The 17,732-nt window shown below is 37.0% G+C and carries 15 protein-coding genes and 3 pseudogenes; 16 read left to right on the plus strand and 2 right to left on the minus strand.

The window, feature by feature from the left end; genetic code table 11:
- The first annotated feature begins 117 nt into the window (after positions 1-117).
- The 7 genes from IGL31_RS05925 to IGL31_RS05955 are packed head-to-tail and all read left to right on the plus strand — an operon-like array spanning position 118 to position 5,939.
- Positions 118-918 carry an SDR family oxidoreductase gene (locus IGL31_RS05925; RefSeq protein ID WP_002289420.1) on the plus strand — a complete coding sequence of 267 codons (801 nt, stop codon included), beginning with the start codon at positions 118-120 and terminating at the stop codon, positions 916-918.
- An 18-nt stretch (positions 919-936) separates the two neighbouring features.
- Positions 937-2,805: a BglG family transcription antiterminator gene (locus IGL31_RS05930; RefSeq protein ID WP_086300050.1), complete on the plus strand. Its 1,869-nt coding sequence runs from the start codon at positions 937-939 to the stop codon at positions 2,803-2,805.
- The gene (locus IGL31_RS05935; protein ID WP_086300051.1) at positions 2,798-3,289 is read left to right on the plus strand and encodes a transcriptional regulator GutM; all 492 of its coding nucleotides are present in this window, start codon (positions 2,798-2,800) and stop codon (positions 3,287-3,289) included. Before IGL31_RS05930 ends, IGL31_RS05935 begins: the two co-directional genes overlap by 8 nt.
- Entirely contained in the window at positions 3,277-3,831 is a 555-nt protein-coding gene (gene srlA / locus IGL31_RS05940; RefSeq protein ID WP_002337181.1) for a PTS glucitol/sorbitol transporter subunit IIC, read from the plus strand. The genes IGL31_RS05935 and srlA overlap by 13 nt, the downstream gene beginning before the upstream one ends.
- A 17-nt stretch (positions 3,832-3,848) precedes the next feature.
- Positions 3,849-4,844, plus strand: a complete 996-nt coding sequence (gene srlE, locus IGL31_RS05945) for a PTS glucitol/sorbitol transporter subunit IIB (RefSeq protein WP_010727716.1) — start codon at positions 3,849-3,851, stop codon at positions 4,842-4,844.
- A gap of 17 nt (positions 4,845-4,861) precedes the next feature.
- The gene (locus IGL31_RS05950; RefSeq protein ID WP_002319298.1) at positions 4,862-5,260 is read left to right on the plus strand and encodes a PTS glucitol/sorbitol transporter subunit IIA; all 399 of its coding nucleotides are present in this window, start codon (positions 4,862-4,864) and stop codon (positions 5,258-5,260) included.
- Positions 5,244-5,939 (plus strand): fructose-6-phosphate aldolase, encoded by a 696-nt coding sequence (locus IGL31_RS05955; RefSeq protein WP_086300164.1) that lies wholly within the window; start codon positions 5,244-5,246, stop codon positions 5,937-5,939. The genes IGL31_RS05950 and IGL31_RS05955 overlap by 17 nt, the downstream gene beginning before the upstream one ends.
- A gap of 311 nt (positions 5,940-6,250) precedes the next feature.
- On the opposite strand, the gene IGL31_RS05960 is transcribed toward IGL31_RS05955, so the two are convergent.
- Positions 6,251-7,177, minus strand: coding sequence for an ArsR/SmtB family transcription factor (locus tag IGL31_RS05960; protein WP_086300052.1), 927 nt, complete (start codon positions 7,175-7,177; stop codon positions 6,251-6,253).
- 208 nt (positions 7,178-7,385) lie between these two features.
- Here IGL31_RS05960 and IGL31_RS05965 point away from each other — a divergent pair, with 208 nt between their 5' ends.
- From IGL31_RS05965 to IGL31_RS05980, 4 genes are all read left to right on the plus strand, one after another.
- A complete protein-coding gene (locus IGL31_RS05965) occupies positions 7,386-8,630 on the plus strand; it encodes an ABC transporter substrate-binding protein (RefSeq protein WP_081156664.1) in 1,245 nt (414 codons plus the stop codon).
- A 99-nt stretch (positions 8,631-8,729) separates the two neighbouring features.
- Positions 8,730-9,557 (plus strand): carbohydrate ABC transporter permease, encoded by an 828-nt coding sequence (locus IGL31_RS05970; RefSeq protein ID WP_370683723.1) that lies wholly within the window; start codon positions 8,730-8,732, stop codon positions 9,555-9,557.
- Positions 9,558-9,567: 10 nt separating this feature from the next.
- Positions 9,568-10,398 (plus strand): carbohydrate ABC transporter permease, encoded by an 831-nt coding sequence (locus tag IGL31_RS05975; RefSeq protein ID WP_081156665.1) that lies wholly within the window; start codon positions 9,568-9,570, stop codon positions 10,396-10,398.
- A 16-nt stretch (positions 10,399-10,414) separates the two neighbouring features.
- Positions 10,415-12,208 (plus strand): glycoside hydrolase family 2 protein, encoded by a 1,794-nt coding sequence (locus tag IGL31_RS05980; RefSeq protein ID WP_086300053.1) that lies wholly within the window; start codon positions 10,415-10,417, stop codon positions 12,206-12,208.
- 165 nt (positions 12,209-12,373) lie between these two features.
- On the opposite strand, the gene IGL31_RS05985 is transcribed toward IGL31_RS05980, so the two are convergent.
- Positions 12,374-13,261 (minus strand): peptidyl-prolyl cis-trans isomerase, encoded by an 888-nt coding sequence (locus tag IGL31_RS05985; RefSeq protein ID WP_086300054.1) that lies wholly within the window; start codon positions 13,259-13,261, stop codon positions 12,374-12,376.
- A 184-nt stretch (positions 13,262-13,445) separates the two neighbouring features.
- On the opposite strand from IGL31_RS05985, the gene IGL31_RS05990 reads away from it, so the two are divergent.
- The 5 genes and pseudogenes from IGL31_RS05990 (at position 13,446) to IGL31_RS06010 (ending at position 17,726) form a co-directional block, all read left to right on the plus strand.
- Complete coding sequence (locus IGL31_RS05990; RefSeq protein WP_086300055.1) at positions 13,446-14,285, plus strand: CPBP family intramembrane glutamic endopeptidase; 840 nt, start codon at positions 13,446-13,448, stop codon at positions 14,283-14,285.
- A gap of 195 nt (positions 14,286-14,480) precedes the next feature.
- A pseudogene (gene sgrA, locus IGL31_RS05995) lies at positions 14,481-15,194 on the plus strand (LPXTG-anchored fibrinogen/nidogen-binding adhesin SgrA); the annotation flags it as partial.
- A gap of 189 nt (positions 15,195-15,383) precedes the next feature.
- A pseudogene (gene sgrA / locus IGL31_RS06000) lies at positions 15,384-15,914 on the plus strand (LPXTG-anchored fibrinogen/nidogen-binding adhesin SgrA); the annotation flags it as partial.
- Between the two features lie 504 nt (positions 15,915-16,418).
- A pseudogene (locus IGL31_RS06005) lies at positions 16,419-16,643 on the plus strand (helix-turn-helix domain-containing protein); the annotation flags it as partial.
- A 54-nt stretch (positions 16,644-16,697) separates the two neighbouring features.
- On the plus strand, positions 16,698-17,726 hold the full coding sequence (locus IGL31_RS06010; RefSeq protein WP_306297573.1) for a hypothetical protein: 1,029 nt from the start codon (positions 16,698-16,700) through the stop codon (positions 17,724-17,726).
- Positions 17,727-17,732 lie beyond the last annotated feature (6 nt).

Raw genomic sequence — 17,732 nt, forward strand, 5'->3', positions numbered from 1 at the left:
TTTTTTGCTCTTCCATTAGTACACATTTTTTAGCTGAAGCTGTAAATTTCATGTCTTAATTTTTTTTAGTGAGCTTTTATACTGGATTTGTAAGAAAAAAGAAGGAGAGGATCACATATGTCGGATTGGTTGGATATTGCAGGAAAAGTAGTAATTGTAACTGGAGGTTCCTCAGGAATTGGAAGAAGTATCGTCGAAAATTTGTTGAAGCAGAATGCACAAGTAGCGAATTTTGATGTAACTGAATGCCGTATACAGCATGAAAACCTACTATCTTTAAAAGTCGATGTGTCTTCTAAAACGGACATAGAAGAAGGGATATATAAAGTAATGAAACATTTCAAGACGATCGATGGTCTAGTCAATAATGCAGGAATAAATATTCCTTCTCTTCTAATAGATAGAAATCATCCAAAAAGCAAGTATGAATTATCAGAACAAGTTTTTGATAAGATGATCGCTGTCAATCAAAAAAGTGTATATTTGATGAGCCAAGCAGTTGGAAGAATCTTGGTGCAAAAGGGATCAGGAGTGATCGTGAATCTTTCTTCTGAATCAGGATTGGAAGGATCAGAAGGACAGAGCTGTTATGCTGCTACAAAAGCAGCGATGAACAGTTTTACTCGTTCTTGGGCAAAAGAGTTAGGAAAGAGGAATGTTCGTGTGGTAGGTGTTGCACCAGGGATACTGGAAGAAACCGGTTTGAGAACACAAGAATATGAAGAAGCTCTTTCTTATACGAGAGGTATAAGCGTCGAACAGCTGAGAAACGGTTACAGTCGAACAAGTACGATCCCTCTAGGAAGGAGTGGTAAGCTGCAAGAAGTGGCGGATCTAGTCTGCTATTATCTTTCAGAAAGATCAAGTTATATCACTGGAGTCACGACTAATATTTCAGGAGGTAAAACAAGAGGATAAAGAATAGGGGGGACGCACGTGACGCTAGTAAACAGATGGTACCAATTATTGAAATTACTAGTCACTCACAAGAAAGTTTCAATCCAGGAAGTGCAAAAAGAAATCAAAACCAGTAATCAAACCATAAAAAAAGATATTGGGGAGTTGAATGAAGAAATTGCCGGTATTGCAAAAATCATCCAAAAAAACAAACATTTTGAACTTGAAATTTATGATTTTGATTTTTTTGATGAGATCATGCAAGGAAAATTGAAAACAGCCAGTGATTTCAATTCGGCATCCAAAAGAATCGCTTATTTACTAAATAGGCTGATCGAAACAGAGGATTTCTTACGTATGGATGATTTGTCTGAAGAAGTCGGTGTCAGCAGAGGAACAGTGGTCAAGGATCTAAAGACATTAAAAGAGATGATCAATGATTTTGATGTAAAGATTACAGGCACACCAAATAAAGGACTAAGAATAATAGGAGATGAGCTAGAATTACGACTACTTTTATTTTATTTTGTTTCTCCCTATTTTTCAGAGACGAAAACAGAACAGTTTCTAGAAGAAAAACAAGCAATCAAACATTTTCAGAAGAAGACGAATGCTAGTAAACAAGAAATCACCCTTTTGACGAAAGTTATCGGTATTTCTTTGAATAGAATCTCTAGTAACTATCTGTTGAAGAAGCCCATCAATCGTTACAGTGGGTGTTTTGAATATATCCAAGAATTCAATGAACTGATCAATCAGTTGGAAGAAATCTATGAACTAACTTTGAGCCAATATGAAAAAGATTTTATCAGTTTTCCTTTGAACATCATCAACACAAGTATAACGATGATAAGAAAAGCTAACTCTGATTTGCGCTTATATTTCGACCCCATGATGATGCGTATTCGACGATTAGATCTCATTGATCTGGATGAGTCCTTCTTATATCAAGAGATGAAACAGCACCTCTCTTTATTGATAAATCGGGTAATTTTTCGTTATCGATTGACTGATTTATTTTATGGTGAGATAGAAAAAAAGTATCCTTTTTCTTACCAAATCGCTAGCGAATGCATACAAGCATTAGAAGCTATCTTGCAACATACGATCTCTAAAGTAGAGATCAGCTACCTAACGTTGTATTTGGAGTTAGCATTTCGATATCAAAAAGAGCATTTTTCCTCTAAAAAAGTAGCCATTGTTCATACGACAGGAAAAGGAACAGCATTAATGATCCAAAGACAAATCAAAAGGATATTGGGGAGGGATATACAAATAACACATGTTTCAGAAGAACAATATGAAAAAGTAGATCTAAACAAATATTTCGCTGTTTTTACAACGATTCCGTTAAAAAATGTAAATGAAGAGACACCGGTGATCCATTTGACTAATCTTTTCGATGACTCTTGGTTAAGGGCACAATGGCAAAAAGCAAAAAAAAAGCGATTAGTCGGGTTTCATTCTACTGTTTTTTTCTATCAAATATGGAAAGAAAAAAAGACGTATCAAGAATATTTAAACAAATTAGTCGCTCCTTTGATCAGAGGCTATTATGTGGATGAAGAATTTGAAAAAAGGATCTTGAAAAGAGAATCTCAGCAAAGCACATTTGTTAACAAAGAATTTGCTTTTCCTCACACAACCAACCAGCTATCTCAACACATTGTTTTATCAGTAGGGCTAATAACTGATCAAGGTTTAGCAGAAACAGGAGGAAATGGAGTTATTTTTTTATTTGCCATACCTGAAGAAATGACGGCTGAAGTTGAAAATGAATTATTTGAGCTATACGATATCCTATTTGAACTCATAAAAATGGGAATAGATGAGTTTATTGAATTAGCACCGACACAGGAATCATTTTTAAAACTAATCAAAAGTAAAGGAGAGAGACTTCATGAATGATATGTATCTATTCATAGTTTTCGCAGCTTCAGCTTATGTGCTGCAAGCAGTTATCAGTTGGAAGCAACTAAAGCATTTCAATCAAACATATAGCGAACTGCGAAGAAAAGGAAAAGTAGCGATTGGTAAACGACCTGGGAAAATCCGTTCAGGCACGATTGTTATGCTAGCTATAGACGATCATGATCAAGTTTTAGAAGTCAGAAAAATGCAAGGGGTTACATCTTTGGCGAAATTTCATTCATTACCTGTCTATGCGGGTGAAGATATCCATTACATCGATCGTTACCATCCCTCAGTTCGAGCGGAAGATCGTTTGACACAAGCAGCTTTAGAAAATGCCAGAGAAGTATACTTACGAATAGAGGCAGGAAATGAAAAAAGTGAACAACCTTCATTGCCTTTTATTGCTATGCTCAATAATTTTCGGATATGGAAAAATACGATCAAAGAAAAAAGGAGTGACAAACGATGGATATCATAACAAAATTTGCTGAGGGATTTATGAGGCTGTTCCAAACAGGTGCAGAAACATTCATAAGCTGGATGACAGGAATCGTACCAGTTGTCTTGATGCTGATGGTTGCAATGAATACGCTGATTGCTTTTTTAGGTGAAGACCGAGTAACGAAAGTAGCCAAATTATCAGCGAAAAATCCGCTTACTCGTTACCTTGTGTTACCGTTTTTATCTGCTTTTATGTTGGGAAATCCTATGTCATTTACAATGGCTCGTTTCCTTCCAGAATACTACAAACCAAGCTATTATGCTGCTCAAGCTCAATTTTGTCATACGAGCAATGGTGTATTCCCCCATATTAATCCTGGAGAATTGTTTGTATGGATTGGGATTGCTCAAGGGATCGAAACCTTAGGGCTAAATTCGATGGAGCTGGCTATCCGATACTTGCTTGTGGGACTGCTGATGAACTTTATTGGTGGTTGGATAACTGATTTTACTACTGGATTTGTATGCAGACAGCAAGGAATCGTTCTTAGCAAAAAAGTAGAGCTTTCAGTTGATTAGAGAAAGGAGAGTTTTAAATGTATAGTGATATCAAGATCGTAAAAGGAAACGGCGGGTATGGAGGTCCTTTGATTATTAGGCCGACAAAAGATAAACACAAGTTCATCTATGTCACAGGTGGAGGTGAGAGGCCAATGATCGTAGATAAAATAGAAGAACTGACAGGCATGGAGTCTATCAATGGATTCAAAACATCAATACCTGATAGTGAAATCGCGCTTGCAATCGTTGACTGTGGAGGGACTCTTAGATGTGGAATTTATCCTAAAAAAGGGATACCAACCATCAATATCGTTCCCACAGGAAAAAGTGGCCCATTAGCACAATATATCACTGAAGATATTTATGTTTCAGCAGTAGGATTAGAACAAATACAGCCACTAATGGAAACTGGTGATAACAAAGAAACAGTAAATACTGCATCTCCAGATAAAAAGTACAAATATGATACTTCTAAAAAGATAACCGAGCAAAAAGCAGAGCAGCAAAACTGGATAGCAAAAATTGGAATGGGCGCGGGAAAAGTAGTTGCTACATTCAATCAATCAGCAAGAGAAGCAGTAGATACGATGATCCGGACAGTGATCCCTTTTATGGCTTTCGTTTCCCTTTTGATTGGTGTGATACAAGGTTCTGGGATCGGTAATGTATTTGCTAACATTATGGCACCTTTAGCAGGAAATGCAGTTGGATTAACAATTATTGGCTTTATTTGTTCACTGCCATTTTTATCTCCTTTGCTTGGTCCAGGGGCAGTTATTAGCCAAGTGATTGGAACATTGATCGGTGTAGAGATTGGGAAAGGAAATATTCCTCCCCAATTAGCATTACCGGCACTATTTGCTATCAATACTCAAAATGCATGTGATTTTATTCCAGTCGGTCTAGGTTTGGAAGAAGCAAAAGCTGAGACAGTAGAAGTAGGTGTACCATCAGTTCTTTATTCAAGATTTCTTAACGGCATCCCACGAGTTATCATTGCTTGGGTAGCAAGTTTTGGATTATATAGCTGAGTTTAGGAGGAACAGAGATGACGATCTTTGAAACGGTTGTAACAGATGTTGGTATAGAAGCAGAAGTATTCAGGAAAGAAAAAATAATGATTTTATTTGGAGATGAAGCACCGGAAACATTAACAGATTATTGTTATAAGATTGAATTGAATCAGGTAAGAAAAGAAATAACTTGTGATATGAAGCTCTGCTTTGATAAACAAATGTATGTAATCACAGCAGTAGGAGATGTTGTCCAAACTAATTTGAATGAATTAGGACATATCACGATAAAATTTGATGGATCTCATGAGCCGGAACTTCCAGGAACAATGTATGTAGAAGATAAGGAAATGCCGTATTTAAGAAAGGGGACAATCATTAAAATCGATCAAGAGGATCAGAATGGGGGAAAGCTATATGGAAATCATGCTTGATACAGCAAATACAAAAAGTATTTATTCTTGTCAACAGTTTTTGAATTTAACAGGCGTAACAACAAATCCTACTATTCTGAAAAAAGAAGGAGTGTCAAACTTCTTCTCGCATATGAAAGAAATCAAAAAAATAATCGGACAGATTCCCATCCATATTCAGACAATAGGAAGAACGGAAGAAGAAATGATAGAGGATGCTCGAGTTATCATAGAAGAACTGGGAAAAGATACGTTTATCAAGGTGCCGGTGAATCAAGCAGGCCTTCAAGCAATCAAAAAGTTGAAAAAAGAAGGTTATTTGATTACCGGTACAGCTATTTACACAGAATTACAAGGGTATTTAGCTATTAATAATGGAGCAGATTATATTGCACCTTATTATAACAGGATGCAAAATCAAGGCATTGATGCTATGAAAGTGATTGATTCGTTGCGGACTGAGATCGAACGTACGCAAAGTCCAACAAAAATATTAGCAGCTAGTTTCAAAAATTGTGAACAAGTCACTACAGCCATTCGATCTGGAGCTCATGCGATAACGTTAGGTAAAGAGCTACTAGATCAAGTATTAGAGATGCCCTCGATTGATAAAGCAGTGAGGGGCTTCCAAGAAGATTGGGTGCAAACTTTCCAAGCAGAAACGATTGGTGAACTAAAAAAGGTCGCTGATTACTTCTGAATCAATTTCTCCATAAAATAAACGATAGCCTTCTCGAAAACTCGAGAAGGCTATCTGACGATTCAATATTCATTAATTTAAAGTTTGGGTGACTATTACTAACTATTACTTATTTCTCATTTAAACGATGTATTCCCTAACCTCTAATACATCCTTGTAACTCTGAAGTTACGCCAGTTTTGAATAAATTTCATAAAAACAAATGAAAAGTGTCGCATAAAAATATCTTTCGTGTTTCTCTAGTATAACAGAATAAGAAGAACAAGTCCAGAAGGGATATTTTAATGAAATGAATACTATTTATCGAGAAATCAATGTTTTTCTTTTTGTGAATAATAAAGATCAACTACAATATTTTGAGGGTGGTTACCGAAATGGCGCCCAAAAATCGTCAATCCGCCTTTGTTCTTAGCCTCTTTGTCGACACCGATTCTGAATTTGATAAAAGGGGAGTGCTGCAATTTTAAATCAGGGAGATTGATTATTGATAGCTGCTCTCCATCTATCCCGGTGTCTTTTGTATTGATGCGCAAGTGCTTTAACATACCGTATTGGCTGAAGCGACTGTCCCACCAGTCAGGCGTCAATCTTCCGCGGACGTCGGAGTAATTGCCATTGGCGGTCCAAGTGCCAACTTTTACATCATTGATATAAAAGGAAATGTCGCTTGGCCAGTTGTTGTTGGAAACTGGGAATTCAGAAGAAAGCTCTAGAGAAATATCCAATAGTTCCGGTTGATCAGAAGCTTCTAAAGGATTAGGAAAAATATATTCTACATACCCATCTGAAAACCACAAAAGGGAAGCATCGACTCGTTTGTTTGATACGAATGAACGCAAGTCATCCATTTTTCCAATCACTTTTTCAGGACTAGCTAATCCGCAAGAAGGCTGCACAGAAAAATCCGAAAAATAACCCAAAGCAATCTCGTGGCTCTTTTTTTTATAAGGGAGATAGATTTGTTGAGGGAAGTGGATTTCTATTTTGTCCACGGATAAAGAATAAATCTTCTTTCGATTGTCTTCCTCCACTTCGCTAAGTTCCAAAAGAGAAATAAGTGAAGCTGCTTCAAGAACTTTCAAGTGCCGAGAGATGATGGCTTTGCTTAAATTCATTTGTTGGGCTAGTTCACTAGAAGTCTGCGGTTTTTGTGCTAGTTTATCCAATATGATTAATCGAGTTTCTGCTGATAGTGCCTTGTAAACAAGAAGTGAATCTAGATCAAGGGAGAGTTCCATGGCGGATCTCCTTTCTTTTTATTTCGTTTCAAGTTTACTATATATAGAACTTTTGTACAAATCAAATGTAAATATAAACCATTTAGTTTACTGCTTTTAATCCTTTTAATATACTTTTGACAGCGTTTTCTTTCGTGTGTTATGATTTAATAAACAAGTTGTTTAATAAAAAGTAAACGAAAGAGTTGACTAAAAAGGAGAGAGGAAAATGAAGTTAAGAAAACAATGGATGGCATTATCTGTAGCAACACTTGCAATAACCGGTTTAGCTGCTTGCGGTGAGGGAAATACTTCTTCAGGAAACAAAAATGAGATTCTTTTATGGTCTTCTGCTACGGGACCAGATGGGGAGAAAATAAAAAAGAATATCGACGAATATAATCGAACAAACCCCGATTTCCCTGTAAAATTTGTTTCAATGGCTGCTGATACATTTACTTCTCGGCTCACTACTGCTGGAAAATCAGGAAGAGGAGTCCCAGATATTGCGCTTGTTGCATCCGAAGCCCTTCCTACTTATAAGAATCAGGACATGCTTGAAACTTGGAATGAAATGATAGCGGATACAGAATTAAAAAAAGAGAATTATGTAGAAATTGCTTGGGAAGTAGGAAAATTAGAAGAGGATCAATATGGTATCCCAGCAACGATGGGCTCGTGGATCATGTATTACAATAAGGATCTAGTAGAAAAATACCATCCTCAAGCGTTAGATGATGAGATCATCACCTACCAAGAGATAGAAGAAGCCGGACAAAAAGCAAAAGAAGATGGGATATATAGTTATGGGTATACTTGGGGGATGCAGAACTATTCGAACCTTTATCAGCAGATGGGAGGAGAATGGCTAGATAGCGGGAATAACATCGATATAAACAATGAACATTCGTATCGAACAGTAGAAGAATTCAAAAAGCTTCATGATAATAAGTTGATGGTTCCAGAAGGTGAGGATGCAAATAAATTATTTTTGAATCAAAGACTCCTCTTCTTACCAGAAGGAACGTGGATGTTGGGACAAATGGAAAAAATTAGTGATTTTCAATGGGGAGCGACCTTCACACCACAATGGGATGCAGAAAATCTTGTTCAAGGAACAGGTGTTGATCAATTCGCAATGTTCAAAACGAGAGAGGAACGTTCGGACGATAAAAAAGCTGGTATGGTCGAATTTTTGACTTGGTTGCAAAGCAATCAATTGGAATGGATCAAATCAGGAGCAAACCCTACTTCATTAGCTATGTTAGAGAATGAATCGTATACGGATATGCCTCAATCATTTTTATTGGCGACTGAAAAGGGACAGGAAGCTTTATCGGTAAACGATCAAGATGGTCTTTCTTATGTATTTGCTGAGTATGATAATCGTTCTTGGGATATGATTACCGGAAAGGCGGATATTAAAGAAACTTTTGAAGAAATCCAAAAAGTAGTGGATGAAAAAATGAAGTAACCGAAAGAAATCGAACGAATCTGAAGTGAGAGGAGTGCACAAATATTGAAGAACAAAGGGAAAATAAGTGTGTGGCCTGCTTTATTTATTGGTCCGCATATGCTTTTATTTGTCCTATTTTTTCTTATTCCAGCAATGATTGGTATTTACGTATCAATGACAGAATGGGATCTATACAGTCAGCCTGTATTTGTTGGATTAGATAACTTTCGGACGTTGCTATGGGATACAGATTCTATTTATCATACTCAATTCATCAATGGATTCAAAAACACGATGCTTTTTGCTTTATTGTCAGTTCCGCTATGTATCGTGATTCCATTAGGTTTAGCCGCAGCGTTATCAGCTAAACCAAGACTTGCCCGTTTTTTTCAATCCATTCTTTACTTGCCTACATTATTCGCTATTTCAGCTGTAATGATCATCTGGGGGTTTTTACTTAGTCTTTCTTTTGGACCTATCAAAGAGCTCTTTGGATTTGATGTTCATTTAACAGGTACGCAACCATGGGCTTGGTTAGCGATAGTAGCTGTAACGATTTGGTGGACAGCAGGAGGTAATCTCATCATCTATACTGCAGCGCTTAGCAATGTTTCCCGAGAATTGCTAGAAGCAGCAGAGTTGGATGGTGCAAACAACGTCACTAAATTTTTCAAGATTTCTCTCCCGTCTATCAAAAATCAATTGTTGTTTACGACAGTTATGACGACGATTGCTCAGTTTAATATTTATGGGCAGCCTTTGATGCTGACAGGGGGTGGCCCAAATAATTCAACACGCGTCTTGATGATGTATATTCAGGAAAATGCTTTTGGAAGCAGTACATCAGTAGCGGGAATGTCCTCCGCGATGGCTGTTCTTTTAGGGTTAGCTATCATGATCGTATCTATATTCCAGTTTGTAAGCATGAAAAAACTAGAAAAGTAGAGGACAGAAAATGAAAGAAAATAAACTAGGTAAAAAAATCGCTTTTTTCTTGCTTCTAGCTGTTTGTATCATTTGGTTGTTCCCTTTGATCTGGGCTGTCTTCACTTCCTTCAAACCAGAAATGGAGATCCAAGCAACAGGTTTCAGTTTGTTACCACAGCAATGGACTTTAGCAAACTATTTGCAGCTGATGGGTAATGAATCGTCTCCCGTTTTTCGATGGTTTGTCAATTCGCTGATTATTTCACTTTCGCATATGCTATTAGTACTTTTTATCGTATCTATGTCTGCATACGGCTATACTCGTCTAACTTTTAAAGGTCGAGAGGTGATCTTTTCTCTTCTTTTAGGCACGATGATGTTTCCAACAGTAATGAATCTTATCCCTAATTTTAAGATCATTGATATGCTTGGTTGGACGAATACGTTTATGGCTGTCATCGTTCCTGGTGCAGCAGGTGTCTACAATATTTTTTTAGTGAGGCAATTTATTCTTGGAATCCCAAAAGAGCTAGACGAATCGGCAGTTGTTGATGGAGCAAATGAATTTCAAATCTTTTATTATATCATCCTGCCTTTGATCAAACCCGTATTGACAGTCGTTGCTTTATTCAGTTTTACCAGTTCATGGAATGATTTTCTTTGGCCTTCTATCGTTATCAATGATATAGATAAATTGCCAATTACTCCAGGATTACAGCTGCTGCAAGGTCAATATCTGACCTACCCAGGGATAGGTGCTGCAGGCGCGTTGTTGGCGCTTGTTCCTACATTCGCACTTTATTTAGTCGCACAGAAAAGCTTTATGAAATCAATGTCCCTACAAAGCGGGATCAAGTAAAGGAAGGTACGTTTTGATGAATAAAACCGAGTATCCAAGACCACAATTTGTTAGAAAAAAATGGCAGAATCTGAATGGAGAATGGCTTTTTGCGTTTGATGATCAATGTGTTGGAATGAAAGAAAAATGGGGGAGCCATCCGAAATATTATGATCAGAAAATCCTTGTTCCTTTTGTATATCAATGCCGGGAAAGTGGGATAAATGATCAAACGCCTTATGATATTGTTTGGTACTACCGTGAATTTGACATAAACAAACAGGATGGTCAGAGAGCAATCCTTCATTTTGGCGCTGTAGATTATTATGCGGATATATTTGTGAACGGACATCATGTCGGACGACATAGCGGTGGACATACCTCTTTTTCGTTTGATATAACCGATTATTTGACAAATGAAAAGCATCAGCAACTATCAGTAAGAGCAGAAGATCCTCATAAAGATGAGAGTATTCCGCGCGGAAAGCAATTTTGGCAAGAAAAACCTGAGGGAATCTGGTACACCAATTCAACGGGTATATGGCAAACTGTCTGGCTGGAAGTGGTGGAAGATGTTTATTTTTCTCACTTGAGATTCACCCCACTATTCGATGAAGGAAAAGTTGTAGCTGAGTTGGAACTAAATGAATTTAGAGAAGGATTAACTGTCGATTGCTGTATTGCTTTTAAAGGGAGAATTGTCGCAAAATTGTCCCATTCTTTTGTCGAAAAAAGAGTCATACTGACTGTTGACCTGTTGCAGAACTATATTTTTCGAACCAATTTCCATCATGAAGGTTGGTCTTGGACACCAGAGACACCCAATTTATTTGATGTAGAATTTGTATTGAAGCAAAAAGAAAACATAAAAGATGTTGTTTCCAGCTATTTTGGTCTGAGAAAGATACATCAAGAAAACGGAATGATTTATCTTAACAATAAACCGTACTATCAGAAGCTAATATTGGATCAAGGATATTGGCCAACTGGTTTAATGACTGCCCCGACTGATGATGCATTAGCAAAAGATATCCAAGTCGCAAAAGAAATGGGGTTTAACGGCTGCCGCAAACACCAAAAGACGGAAGATCCCAGATTCCTCTATTGGGCGGATAAACTTGGCTACCTTGTTTGGGGAGAATGTGCGGCACCTGCTGTGTTTACACATGATTCCAGCAAACGTTTGATGCAGGAATGGACAGAAATCGTTGATCGCGATTATAATCATCCGTGTATTGTTACATGGGTACCGATCAATGAAAGCTGGGGAGTACCTAAAATTTCGTTTGACCGCCAGCAACAGCATTTTTCCCAATCGCTGTACCATTATCTGCATAGTCTGGATACGACTCGTCTTGTTATTTCAAATGATGGCTGGGCAATGACGGAGACAGATATTTGTGCCATCCATCATTATGGACATGGAGAGGAAAAAGAGGAAGATAAGTATCAAGATTTCGTCACAACCTTAAGTACAAGAGAAGATTTGCTTAATCGACCGTCTACTCCGTGGCCAATATTTGCTAACGGGTTTATATATCAAGGTCAGCCCATTTTGTTGACCGAATTCGGCGGCATTGGTTTTGATTTTTCTGGGCAAAAAGGTTGGGGATATACCTCTGTGAAAAATGAGATTGATTTCATCAAAAACTACCGGCGAATCATAAATGCTGTATATAGATCAAAGGGGCTTTGGGGATTTTGTTATACGCAATTGACAGATGTAGAACAAGAAATCAATGGCTTGTTGACCTATGATCGACAACCAAAATGTGACTTGAAGGAAATAAAAAAAATCAATAATTCTTTCCGTACGCCGTACCTAGAATAATAATAAAACAGACGACAGAGGCTGTGAAAACAGTGTTCTGTTCTGAATATTAGAGAAGCAAAAAAGAAAAATAGCTACTTAAATTTTATTGTTTTTGAATACTATTTATTCAAATAAGGGGATGTGCCATCACTTTTGCCACATCCCCAATTGGGTCAAATTTGTTTATTTGAATATATTTTTTACATAAGGATCTTTAATAGTTACATTGTCTTTTTTCATCACTTTACGGATTGTTTTATCCATGAATTCCGTATCAAGAGTTTTTGCTTCGGTAGCAATTTTTTCTAGCTCAGATTTGTATTTGTCTTTATTAGAACCTTTATCCTGTTTTTTTACCATTTTTACTAGATAATAGCTTTGCTGATAAGTCGTTGGATCTGTTACAGGAATGATATCAGAAACTTCCCCGTTTTTTAGTTTAAATGCTGCTTTTTTTACTTCAGTAGGAATCTCTGGATTGGTTGAATCAAAATTCATTTTTCCATCAGTTTCCTTTAATGTTTTATTTTTTCCATAAGCTTGAACAAGCTTGGAGAAATTTTCCCCTTCATTTGCTTCTTTTTTTGCTTTATCTGCTTCTTCTTTAGTCGAAAATAGAATGATCTGTGTACTAACTTCTGGATAGAATTCTTTCCAAGCAGTGTCTAGATCTTTATCTGTTAATTTTACATTGGCTTTCAAACCGTATTGGAAAGCCAGCATCTGTTTAAAGAGTTTCTTATATGTCTCTTCTGTTTGGCCAACTGCTTTTAATTGTTCCTTGTAGTTTGGACCGAGTTTTTTGATTTGTTCATTATATTCTTTTGTAACTTCCTTTGAAGAAATCTCTTTTCCGTATACATCATCAAATGCTTTGAAGACAATCATTTTTCTTAATAGTGTTTGATTGTTTGATTTAACTTTTGGGTTATCATAAAAATCCTGAACTGTAAGTGTTCCACCTTTAAACGTTGCAATTGTTTCATTGGACTTGCTACAACCTGAGAATAGTAAAATAGCAAATGCTGAAAGGCACATAATCAGTAGTTGTTTTTTCAAAAAATTTCCCATCCTTTCCTTATTAAAGACAGTCTAACAGAAGAATTAGGGAGACAGTCTTTCATTTTCGTAAGGTTGCTGTAGATATTCTTAGTTCGTAAAAATCTATTCTCTCTATGATGGAGAACATTTATATAGTTTTCACGAGACAAGAAAGAAAAGGGTTGTTAAACTTAATATAAAGGAGGGATGAAAGATGATCAGGATTATTCGGTTGATTGGATCTGTTTTAATAGTCTTAGTTGGTTTTGTTTTAGGTATTCTTGTCAATAATGCACTTGCGGATATGTTTATTGGAGACAGTGAATGGATTGGAGCAATTGCTGGTACGGTTGGACATTTAGTTGTTTTTTTACTAGCTTTATTTCTTGCTAGTAAGATAGAAGGGAAAAAAGTGGAAGATTATGGTATTTCTGGACGAGGAAAAGACTGGGGGTATTTAGCGGGAGGTCTCGTTGTTGGAATTGGAGTGTTTCTGCTTATTACTAGTCCATTATATTTGATGGGGGCGTATCGGTTAGATTCAGGAAACGCAAACATTGTGCCGCTGATAACGAGTTTTATTTTATTTATTGCAGTGGGGGCATCTGAAGAGCTTTTATTCCGTGGCTTTTTTCAGCACCAGCTGCTTAGATTTGGTCCGTTAATAGCAATGATTGGATCTGCTGCATTATTTGCTCTTTTGCACGGATTGAATCCTAACATGACATTTCTGGCAGTTTGCAATATCTTTTTAGCAGGTTGCTTTTTCAGCGCACTTATCTACAGTACAGGAAGTTTATTTACGGCTATTGGTGCTCATATTACTTGGAATTGGACACAAGGAGCTATTTTGGGTATACCAGTCAGCGGAACGCAAGAACAAGGTTTTTTCTCCACACTGGTTCAATCGCAAAACACAATAATTACTGGGGGAAACTTTGGAGCTGAAGCGTCTATATCGACTACATTATTCTTGTTAGTCTTGATTGTTGGTTTGCTACTCTATGCATATAAAACAAAGCGGATGAAGAAATACACTGCTGTTTATCAATAAAAGATGAAGAAAGCAAGGCTGATATCGGTCTTGCTTTTTTAAGTCTGTCATTGATTAAACGAAAAAGTAAACAAATTCAAGCGAATACACGACATTTTTTGTTAGATATTCACAACTGACTGTCGTGTTCTCATCATTTTCATTTTATATAATTCCTTTATCAAATAGAAGGTAATTATATGGAGAGTGATAGAAATGAAGAAAACAGCGACCGTATTATTTGTTATTCTTGGGCTAAGTATAATTGCAGCAATGATTGGAATCAGTACTTCTGCAAATGAACGAGCAAATGAGAATCTTTCATTTACTGTGAAAACTGATCGGATCGTTTATGACATGACACAACAAGTCATTACTATTCCGGTCAAACCAAACAAAAGCGTGAATGCTAGTGATGTACATGCTGTTCTAACATATGGTTGGGATGGTAATGGAAGTTCAGAAAAGGTTATTGGGGAAGTTTATTTAAAAGACGTACAATGGACCGCTGGTATTGAGTATACAATAATGATTTCTGCAGAACTATCGATTGATGAGATCAAGAGTAAAGATAAAGTTGATTTGATTGTTTTTTATGATGAACAGATGACGATTACGGAGAATTTGAAACCAAGCAGTTGGACAGTTGTTGGACCGCCAAGCAGTACGGATAGCACAAGTAGTGAAAGCAGTACAGAAAACACGAGCAGTGAAGGCAGCACAGAAAACACGAGCAGTGAAAGTAGCACAGAAAACACGAGCAGTGAAGGCAGCACAGAAAACACGAGCAGTGAAAGCAGCACAGAGAGTACGAGCAGTGAAAGCAGTACAGAGAGTACGAGCAGTGAAAGCAGCACAGAGAGTACGAGCAGTGAAAGCAGTACAGAGAGTACGAGCAGTGAAAGCAGTACAGAGAGTACGAGCAGTGAAAGCAGCACAGAGAGTACGAGCAGTGAAAGCAGTACGGAGAGTACGAGCAGTGAAAGCAGTACGGAGAGTACGAGCAGTGAGAGTAGCACAGGAAGCACGAGCAGCGAAAGCAGTACGGATAGCACAAGCAGTGAAAGCAGCACAGAAAGTACGAGCAGTGAAAGTAGCACAGGAAGCACGAGCAGTGAAAGTAGCACAGGAAGCACGAGCAGTGAGAGTAGCACAGGAAGCACGAGCAGCGAAAGCAGTACAGATAGCACAAGTAGTGAAAGCAGTACAGAAAGTACGAGCAGTGAAAGTAGCACAGAAAACACGAGCAGCGAAAGCAGTACGGATAGCACAAGCAGTGAAAGCAGCACAGAAAGTACGAGCAGTGAAAGTAGCACAGGAAGCACGAGCAGCGAAAGCAGTACGGATAGAACAAGTAGTGAAAGCAGCACAGGAAAAGTAAATAATGAACTTGATTTGGTACCTATCATACCAACTAAGGAACAAAAGAGAAATGCAGGGAGCAACCTAAAAAGTGTGCTAAAACAGCCTGATTTTGTTTCTCGTGGAATTGATCATCAAGAAAAAGCGAAAGAAACAGATAATAGAAAAAGCGATTTACCAGAAACTGGTAGTAGAACCTTGAACAAGCTAATTACATGGATGGGTGTGTTACTCATTTTGATTGTAGGAGCAAGCTATTTTCGTTCTCTCTTCCATCGAGTGAAATAAAGAATAAAAGCAACAGATCTAAAATTGAATAAAAAACGATAGATTTTTGAGTGAATATTTCATTCGAGAGTGCTGTATTGCCTGGCGAAGTTGTAGCTTTGCCAGGTCTATTTTTGTTTACTAACATATTTGAGAAACAGGAAATAACAGGAACACAAATGGAAAAGCAAGAATAATTGACAATGCACACTGCGCATGGTAGTATCTCTGAAAAATCAGTAACGAATCTATTTGTACGTTATTCATGTAGCTGTCGGAATAAGTCTAAATAATAGATAAAAAGGAGTATGTACTTTGTTTGAAGAATTTATTGATATCAATGAAAGGCAAGTATATCAATTTTTGAACTATTGTTATGAAAGAGACGAGAAATTATATGTGGTGAAGGATATCGCTTTAGATCTAAACTACACCCTGGCTAAGATGAATTCGGTGATTCAACAAGCAGAATCGTTTTGCGAAAGGTATCCAGAATATAAATTATCTTTTCTTTCAGAAAACAAGATGATAAAAGTCGAGTTTTCTTCTCAGTTTTTACTGAGTAAAGTTTATTCTATACTGTTAGAGGGAACGATTGGTTATATTTTACTGGATTCACTTTACAAAGGTACTTATCAATCCTTAGAAAATCTTAGTCAAAAAAATTATATAAGTTTGCGTACGATTCAAAGAAAATCAAGAGAACTTAATACTATTTTGAAAAACTATCATTTATCTTGCAGCTTGAAAAAAGGTAATCCGATAGAAGGAGAAGAATACCGTATCCGATACTTTTTTCACTTGATGTATTGGCAGTCATTCGACGAAAATCATTCTGATATATTATCAAGTATAAAAAATAAACGTCAACTATTAGAAAAATTTGCGAAACATTCGCCATATACGCGTAGTATAGATAGAAAGAAATGGATCAGCCTACTAAGAATTTCGTTGCAACGAATGAAACAAGGCCACCCGATTACGTATGTCCCAGAAGAGATGAACAAATTTGTGCATCCATTGATAACAAAAGAAGAGTTTACGCATTACATACTAGAGCCTTTTTTTGAAGCAAACTTCTGGTCGATGAATCACATCACTCCAACAGAGCAAGCTTACCTTTATTTTATGTTTGGTGTAATGAATACCTATTTGGAAGAAGATTTGTTGGATGCTCCAGATAAAGTACAAGAAAGTTGGGGCTGGATTGAATCGTCTATTGTAGAAAATTTTGAAAAAAACTTCAAGATTTGTTTTACAACTTCAGAAAAAAATTATCTATATGTCAATTTGGCAATGATCCATTTGTATTCAAGGGTTTTTGGGACAAAAAAGAAGGTGGATGCTTTCGGAAAATCAGCAGAAGACAGAGATTTTCAGCATATATTTCCAGTGATGTATCCAATCATGCAACAGTTTTTTGGTGGGGTAGCTCGCAGAATTCCAGAGCTTAATACTTATTATGAAAAGAACAGTCGGTTGATTTTTCAATACTGTATGCTAGTCAGGGACATTTTTATAAAACACGAACAACCTGTCATATTCTATATTCAATCGAAGTACGGTAAAACTCAGGAATTATGGGCAAAGAAAAGGATATTATCTATGACTGAACGCCCAATAAAATATAGTGCATCCGCTGATCAGTTACCTGATATTGTCATTAGCGATTATCCTATCGACAAAAAGGCATATGATCAAACGAATACACAGATATTTTACTGGAATGGACAACCTACAAAAAATGATTGGGCGCGTCTGAAAGCTGAGATCATAAAAATCAGGAATGAGAAAAATAGATCCATATTGGAAAAATTGGATTTCGTTAATTAAGAACAG

This window comes from Enterococcus sp. MSG3290, assembly GCF_050555565.1.
In the GTDB taxonomy this organism is placed as follows: domain Bacteria; phylum Bacillota; class Bacilli; order Lactobacillales; family Enterococcaceae; genus Enterococcus_B; species Enterococcus_B faecium.

Bases quoted from the DNA above. Each gene is read 5' to 3' on its own strand.
- IGL31_RS05925 (WP_002289420.1), top strand. From the start codon at position 118: ATGTCGGATTGGTTGGATATTGCAGGAAAAGTAGTAATTGTAACTGGA.
- IGL31_RS05935 (WP_086300051.1), top strand. From the start codon at position 2,798: ATGAATGATATGTATCTATTCATAGTTTTCGCAGCTTCAGCTTATGTG.
- srlA (WP_002337181.1), top strand. From the start codon at position 3,277: ATGGATATCATAACAAAATTTGCTGAGGGATTTATGAGGCTGTTCCAA.
- srlE (WP_010727716.1), top strand. From the start codon at position 3,849: ATGTATAGTGATATCAAGATCGTAAAAGGAAACGGCGGGTATGGAGGT.
- IGL31_RS05950 (WP_002319298.1), top strand. From the start codon at position 4,862: ATGACGATCTTTGAAACGGTTGTAACAGATGTTGGTATAGAAGCAGAA.
- IGL31_RS05955 (WP_086300164.1), top strand. From the start codon at position 5,244: ATGGAAATCATGCTTGATACAGCAAATACAAAAAGTATTTATTCTTGT.
- IGL31_RS05960 (WP_086300052.1), bottom strand. From the start codon at position 7,177: ATGGAACTCTCCCTTGATCTAGATTCACTTCTTGTTTACAAGGCACTA.
- IGL31_RS05965 (WP_081156664.1), top strand. From the start codon at position 7,386: ATGAAGTTAAGAAAACAATGGATGGCATTATCTGTAGCAACACTTGCA.
- IGL31_RS05970 (WP_370683723.1), top strand. From the start codon at position 8,730: ATGCTTTTATTTGTCCTATTTTTTCTTATTCCAGCAATGATTGGTATT.
- IGL31_RS05975 (WP_081156665.1), top strand. From the start codon at position 9,568: ATGAAAGAAAATAAACTAGGTAAAAAAATCGCTTTTTTCTTGCTTCTA.
- IGL31_RS05980 (WP_086300053.1), top strand. From the start codon at position 10,415: ATGAATAAAACCGAGTATCCAAGACCACAATTTGTTAGAAAAAAATGG.
- IGL31_RS05985 (WP_086300054.1), bottom strand. From the start codon at position 13,261: ATGGGAAATTTTTTGAAAAAACAACTACTGATTATGTGCCTTTCAGCA.
- IGL31_RS05990 (WP_086300055.1), top strand. From the start codon at position 13,446: ATGATCAGGATTATTCGGTTGATTGGATCTGTTTTAATAGTCTTAGTT.
- IGL31_RS06010 (WP_306297573.1), top strand. From the start codon at position 16,698: ATGTATTGGCAGTCATTCGACGAAAATCATTCTGATATATTATCAAGT.